5 protein-coding genes are annotated in these 6,195 nt (G+C 66.0%); 2 read left to right on the forward strand and 3 right to left on the reverse strand.

The window, feature by feature from the left end:
- A partial coding sequence (locus VF515_09185; protein HEX7407807.1) for an outer membrane protein transport protein occupies nucleotides 1-1,241 on the reverse strand: 1,241 nt, incomplete at its 3' end.
- 237 nt (nucleotides 1,242-1,478) lie between these two features.
- Here VF515_09185 and VF515_09190 point away from each other — a divergent pair.
- Nucleotides 1,479-2,141, forward strand: a complete 663-nt coding sequence (locus VF515_09190; GenBank protein HEX7407808.1) for a TetR/AcrR family transcriptional regulator — start codon at nucleotides 1,479-1,481, stop codon at nucleotides 2,139-2,141.
- A 129-nt stretch (nucleotides 2,142-2,270) separates the two neighbouring features.
- On the forward strand, nucleotides 2,271-3,023 hold the full coding sequence (locus VF515_09195; protein ID HEX7407809.1) for an exodeoxyribonuclease III: 753 nt from the start codon (nucleotides 2,271-2,273) through the stop codon (nucleotides 3,021-3,023).
- Nucleotides 3,024-3,119: 96 nt separating this feature from the next.
- Here VF515_09195 and VF515_09200 read toward each other — a convergent pair whose 3' ends face one another.
- On the reverse strand, nucleotides 3,120-4,580 hold the full coding sequence (locus VF515_09200) for an aldehyde dehydrogenase (protein HEX7407810.1): 1,461 nt from the start codon (nucleotides 4,578-4,580) through the stop codon (nucleotides 3,120-3,122).
- Between the two features lie 53 nt (nucleotides 4,581-4,633).
- Complete coding sequence (locus tag VF515_09205) at nucleotides 4,634-6,037, reverse strand: aldehyde dehydrogenase family protein (protein HEX7407811.1); 1,404 nt, start codon at nucleotides 6,035-6,037, stop codon at nucleotides 4,634-4,636.
- Nucleotides 6,038-6,195: the final 158 nt, after the last annotated feature.

The following is a 6,195-nucleotide window of genomic DNA, read 5'->3' on the forward strand; positions in this document are numbered from 1 at the left end:
CCGAGCATGAAGATCACGCCCTCCATCCGATACGTGCCCGGAAGCACGAGCGCCGTCTCTCGCGCAATGTTGCGTTCCGCAGGGAGGCTGTAGCCCGCCGTCGCATCGAGCCCCCAACGACCGAAGTCCCGCCCCAAGCCAACGGCGATCTTCGTGTCTTCACCGTCGAAGACGAGCGGGCTGACGCCGCGCGAGCCGACGATCCGCGACGCTTGGGCAACGGCGAAACGAAGCAGCAGCTGCTCTGGTAACGCGTACTCGGCCGCGAGCGCGAACTTCCATTCGTTCTGCGCGTGCGGAAGGAAGCCATTGTTCGCCTGCGGCGTGAGCTCGTACTCCACCATCGAGCTTCCCAGCGTGCTGGAGTTGGTGAATCGCACCGAGCCCGACAGCGTGAGCTGCTGCGCGCAGTGCCAGGTCGCTCCCAAGAAGACCTGCGTGGGCATCTCCAGGTTGAGGTCGACGTCCTGCCGGCCGACGCCTCGCACCGGCATGCTGCCTCGCATCCAGATCATTCCCGGCGTGCGCACTGACAGGCCGAGCGCCCACTGCTCGGTCGGGCGGACCGTGACTCCCATCATCCCCTGCACCCCGGGACCGTTGATCTTGTAGTGGAAGTCGAGATCGCTAAGCGTGAAGCGCGTGCGGAGTTGCCCGAACAGCGGCTCGACCGCCGCGCCGATCGAGACGTGATCGTCGATCCGGTAGGCCACGCCGAGCGGGAACGTCGCGACGATCGTCTCACTGAAGAAGTGCCCGACGCCGCGGGCGGGATCGGCGTCGAAGTCGAACTTGGAACCGGTCGAACCGTAGGCGCCGAGGGCAAACCGCCAGCGGTCCTGATACGGGATCGAGAGCCCTGCGTCCGGAATCGCCATCACGGCAGTGTTGGTCCCTTTGTAACCCGCCGGCTCCGACGCCTCCACGCGCGCCCAGCCGTAACCGATCCCCAGGGACGAGCTGATCGTGGTCGTATCGAATCGGGTCAAACCAGCCGGGTTCTCGAACAAGGCCGCCGACGGCGTGTGCGGATCCGCGACGCGCGTGCCCATCGTCGCGACGTCCGCTGCTCCAACGGCGGGAGCGAGCAAGGCGGAGGCCCACGCGGTCGTGGGCACGAGCGCGACACATCCCCCGAGCCACAGGGTAGCAGCCGCGCATGCCGCGCGCCGCACCGCGGACACGGGTCGGGAGAGCAACGCCGCGTGCGCTGGGTCGCGAAATCGGTCTGTCGCCTGCATCGGCATAGAGCTTGGCGTCGGGCGCCTCGCCTCGATCGAGCGTCGCGAACACATTCGTCTGCCCCTCCTTGTCATTGCCCCGCTTTCTAGGTCGCGGCGTGCCGGGATAGTACACCGCCGGCTGCCCGTCGGCAGTAATGAAGAACTACTCAGTAGCCCTACACCACATAATCAAGATTTGGTCAATAACGCGTTTTTCGCTATGCTGCCAGGCGACTCATGGCTAAGGTTCGCACGGTGAAGCGCGCGCCAAGCAAGCGCAGGAGGGCGGCGCGCCTGCAGCCGGCGGCGCGGCAAGCGCATCTGGTGCAGGTCGCAGTGCGCGTGTTCGCGCAACGCGGTCTCGGTGCAGCCCGCCCCGTCGATGTGGCCGCGGCGGCGGGCGTCGCCGAGTCGACGGTCTTTGCGTACTTTCCCAGCCGGGAGGCACTCATGAGCGCCGTTCTCGGGGAGGTCGATCGCTTCTGCTCCGGAGTCAACGAGCGCGTGCTGCACCGGATCGAGCGCCCGGCGCCCGAGTTGGTTGTCGAGCTGGCCCGGGCTTTCGCGGAGGTGGTCGATACGCACCCCGACCATGCGCGCGTCTGGCTCGATTGGAGCACGGCGATCCGTGATGACGTCTGGCCGCTCTACCTCGACTTCCAAGAACGCATTATCGCAGAAGTGGCGAAGATGATCCGCCGCGGACAGCGCCAAGGCACCTTCGACCGCGATATGTTCCCCGAGGACGAAGCGCGCATGCTCTATGGCTCGGCCCAGATGGCGGCGCAGATGAAGTTCACTGGGCGCCCGGCGCGCGAGGTGCGTCGGTTCCTCACCTCGATGGCGACCGCCACCTTACGACGGATGGCGCCGAGCGGCGCATGCCCGGGCGCCCGCGGCGCGCGCCGCTCGCGATGAGTGCGAGCGGCGCTACGGCCGCTTCCCGCGTGAATCGAGCCGTGTTCAAATCGCCCTCGGCCGCCGATTGACAGTCGGGCGGGGCCTTGACCGAGCACGACGAGAGCCTCTCCGCTATCATCTGCGGTGATGAAAATCGCGACCTGGAACGTGAACGGCATCCGTGCCCGGCAGACGCAGGTGCTCGAACTGATCGAGCGGGAGCAGCCGGATATTCTGTGTTTGCAGGAACTCAAGGCGAAACCCGAGCAGGTACCGGAGGCGCTGTGCCGCCTTGACGACTCCTGGTGGTACTGGCACGGGGCGGCGGCATACTCCGGCGTCGGGCTGCGCCTCAGTAAGCAGCGCTTTCCCGCAGCGCCGGAGTTCACGCACCCGCCCTTTGACCATGAGACCCGGATGGTTCAGGCACGCCTGGGCGACCTGGTGGTGGCCTCCGTGTACGTGCCCAACGGCGGCAAAGACTACGCGGCCAAGCTGGCGTTTCTCGGCGCGATGGAGGGGTACGTGGCAGGGGTGCACGCTGCCGGGCGCACGCTGATCCTGTGCGGCGACCTCAACGTCACGCGGACGGACCGCGACGTGCATCCCAAGGAGCGCAAACCCAACGTCATCGGACAGCGTCCGGACGAGCGTGCCCTGCTCGAACGCGTCATCGGCTGCGGACTCGTCGACGTCGGCCGGGCGTTGGACCCTGACAATGACAACCTGTTCACTTGGTGGGCACCGTGGCGCAACCTGCGCCAGCGCAACATCGGCTGGCGACTCGATTACGTGCTGGCCAGCGAGGCGGTCGCCCGCCGCGCCACATCCTGTCCCGCCCTGCGCGAGTTCGGCACCAGCGACCACGGGCCGGTGATCGCCACGTTGGCTGAGTCGTAGTCGGCGTTCCTCCAGCAGATCCGGCCGCAGCCGCTGATCGCGCGGCAGGATCGTGATCGCGAAGGACTTCGACGCGCCCGTACCGAAACCACTGCCCTACTGTTGCGGCCGCACGTCGTAGCCCATCGGCAGATTGATCTGTTTCGGCTCCAGGTACGCCGCCAACCCTTCCGGCCCCAGCTCCCGGCCGAGTCCGGATGCCTTGAAGCCGCCGAAGGGCGCGCTGAATTCCATGGAAAAGCCGTTGACGGTATACGTGCCGGTGCGGACGCGGCGTGCGATGTCGAGCCCTCTGCCGACATCACTCGACCACACCGAACCCGACAGCCCGTAGTCCGAATCGTTGGCAAGGCGCACGGCATCGTCGACGTCATCGTAAGGGATGACCGCGAGCACGGGCCCGAAGATCTCTTCGCGTGCAATGCGCATCCGGTTGTCCACGTCGGCAAACACGGTGGGCTCCACGTACCAACCCTTCGTCAGACCCGCGGGCCGGCCACCCCCACACGCGATCCGTGCGCCTTCGTCGCGTCCGATGCGAATGTACCCTTCGACGCGCTCGCGCTGGCGCGCCGCCACCAGTGGACCGCACATGGTGGCCATGTCCAGCGGATCACCAACCGTAACGCCCCGCATGGCCTCGACCAAGGCCTCGACCACTTCACGGTAGCGTGTGCGCGATGCGAGGATGCGCGTCTGTGCGACGCACGCTTGCCCGTTGTTCATGATGCCCGCCGGCAGCAAGCCGCCGATGGTGTTTGAAAGATCGGCATCGTCGAGAATGATGGCGGCGGATTTCCCCCCCAGTTCCAGGGTGACCCGCTTCAGCTGCTCGCCACAGATGGCGGCGATGCGCCGCCCGGCCGCCGTGCTGCCGGTGAACGAGATCTTGTCCACGTCGCGGTGCCGAACCAAGTGTCCCCCCACTTCACGACCCGCAGGAACGATGTTCACGACGCCCTTTGGCACCCCTGCCTCACGGATCGCGTCGGCAAGAATGATGGCGTCGAGCGGCGTTTCCGGAGACGGTTTGAGGACGACGGTGGCCCCCGCCGCGAGCGCGGGGCCGAGCTTCAGCATGGTGGCGAAGAGCGGGACGTTCCACGGGACGATGCAGCCCGCCACCCCGACCGGTTCCCGGCGCACCAGCGTGGGCCCCGCCATCCCCGGCCGCACTTCCTCGAACGGATACTCGCGGGCGAGTCGGACGAAATAGTCGAGCACCATGTTCGCTGCGAAGACCTGCCCCATGTTAGAGAACGAGATCGGGCAGCCCATTTCATTGGTGATGGTGATGGCAAGCTCGGCTGCGCGCTCCTGCAGCAGCCCCAACAACCGCGCCATGACGTCGGCGCGGGCTGCTGCGGTCATGCGCGGCCACGGGCCATGATCGAACGCCTCGCGTGCCGCCGCCACCGCCCGGTCGATATCCGCCTCACGGCCTTCGGGCACGCGCGCGATGACCTCCTCGGTATGCGGAGAGATCACGTCGAGTGTTGCGGGCGTGGCCGGTTGGACCCAGTCGCCTCCGATGAACAGGCGCTCATGGACTTGCATACGCTTCCTCCGCAGCTAGTTGACTTGACTCTGAACCAGCCGGTTTCCCCGGCCTATTTCTTGGCGTTCACCACCTGCATCTCGGTGAATTCGTGGTAGCCCCAGATGCCGTTCTCGTAGCCGATGCCGCTCCATTTACATCCGCCGAACGGCGCATACGGCGTGAGGTCCATGTGCTGGTTGACCCAGCCGGTACCCGACTCGATTTCCTGTACGAGAGCTTCGCCACGCTTCACGTCGGAGGTCCACACCGATGCGCCCAGGCCGTAGTGTGTCCGGCTGGCCTGTTCCAACGCGTCCTCCAGGTGTTTGTATTTGAGCACGGGCAGCGCCGTGCCGAACTGCTCTTCGTCGACCAGCCGCATCCCGGAGTGCACGTTGGTGACAATGGTGGGCGGATAGAAGTAGCCCGGGCTGTCGAGGCGGCTGCCGCCGACTTCGATCTTGGCGCCGTTCTGGCGCGCGTCTTCGACCAACTCCATCACCTTGGTGAGCTGCATCTGATTGTTGATCGGTCCGAGCTGCGTGTCCGGCTCCAGGCCGTTACCCATCTTCACGCTTTTGGCGCGCTCGATCAGGCCCTTCACGATCGGCTCGTACACCTTCTCGTGCACGTAGAGGCGCTTGATTGCCGTGCAGACCTGGCCCGAGTTCTGAAAGGCGCCCCAGAAGAGCCCATCGACGACGGCGTTCGGGTCGACGTCGTCGAGCACAATGGCGGGATCGTTGCCACCAAGCTCCAGCGTCACACGCTTCAGGTCCTCGGCGGCGTAGGCCATGATCTTCTTCCCGGTGGCGACGCTGCCGGTGAACGAGATCTTGCGCACCTGCGGATGCGAGGCCAGCTGCGCCCCGAGCTCACCGCTGCCGGAGATGATGTTCAGCACACCGGCCGGCAAAATGTCCTTCAGGATGTCACCCACCATGAGGGAGGTCAGTGGCGTGAACGGTGACGGCTTGGCCACGACGGTGTTGCCGGCCAGCAACGCCGGCGCCAGCTTCCATGACAGCAAGATGACGGGGAAGTTCCACGGCGTGATCGCGGCCACCACACCGAGCGGCTTGCGGACGATCTGTACCCGCTTCTCGTGGTCGTCCTTGAGGATCTCCGGCTCAATCGCGAGGTCCGCAAAGTAACTGAACCAGAAGGCCGCGCCGTAGACCTCACCGGCGGCGGCTGCGACCGGCTTGCCTTGCTCCTGCGACAGCAGCATTCCGATATCCTGTGCCCGCTTCTGAATCGCGGCGGCGCACTCTTTCAGTTTGGCGCGGCGGAAGGCTTGATCCTTGCGCCAGCTGCGGAAGGCGCGGGCAGCGGCTTCAACCGCCGCGTCGACTTGCGTCGTGGTGGCGCGCGCACACGTGGCGAATGGTGCGCCGAGGGCTGGGTTGATCACGTTGTCCTGCTCGGCCGTGTTGACGAGACGGCCATCGATCAGCATCGGGTATGAGTGCATAGGGTCTCCTCCATTGGCGCCGCCCGCGCACGGTGCGGCGAGCTTATCTTCTCCGAGGTGGCGCTATACCGGCGAGAGCATAACGCTGCAATGGGGCTCGCCGTGTGCTTCACGGCTTGGCAAGCCCGACTGCCGTGGCCTTGGCGATCGGTTAGTAC

The organism is Candidatus Binatia bacterium, from assembly GCA_036382395.1.
Lineage (GTDB): Bacteria > Desulfobacterota > Binatia > HRBIN30 > HRBIN30 > JAGDMS01.

Bases quoted from the DNA above. Each gene is read 5' to 3' on its own strand.
- VF515_09195 (HEX7407809.1), top strand. From the start codon at position 2,271: ATGAAAATCGCGACCTGGAACGTGAACGGCATCCGTGCCCGGCAGACG.
- VF515_09205 (HEX7407811.1), bottom strand. From the start codon at position 6,037: ATGCACTCATACCCGATGCTGATCGATGGCCGTCTCGTCAACACGGCC.
- VF515_09200 (HEX7407810.1), bottom strand. From the start codon at position 4,580: ATGCAAGTCCATGAGCGCCTGTTCATCGGAGGCGACTGGGTCCAACCG.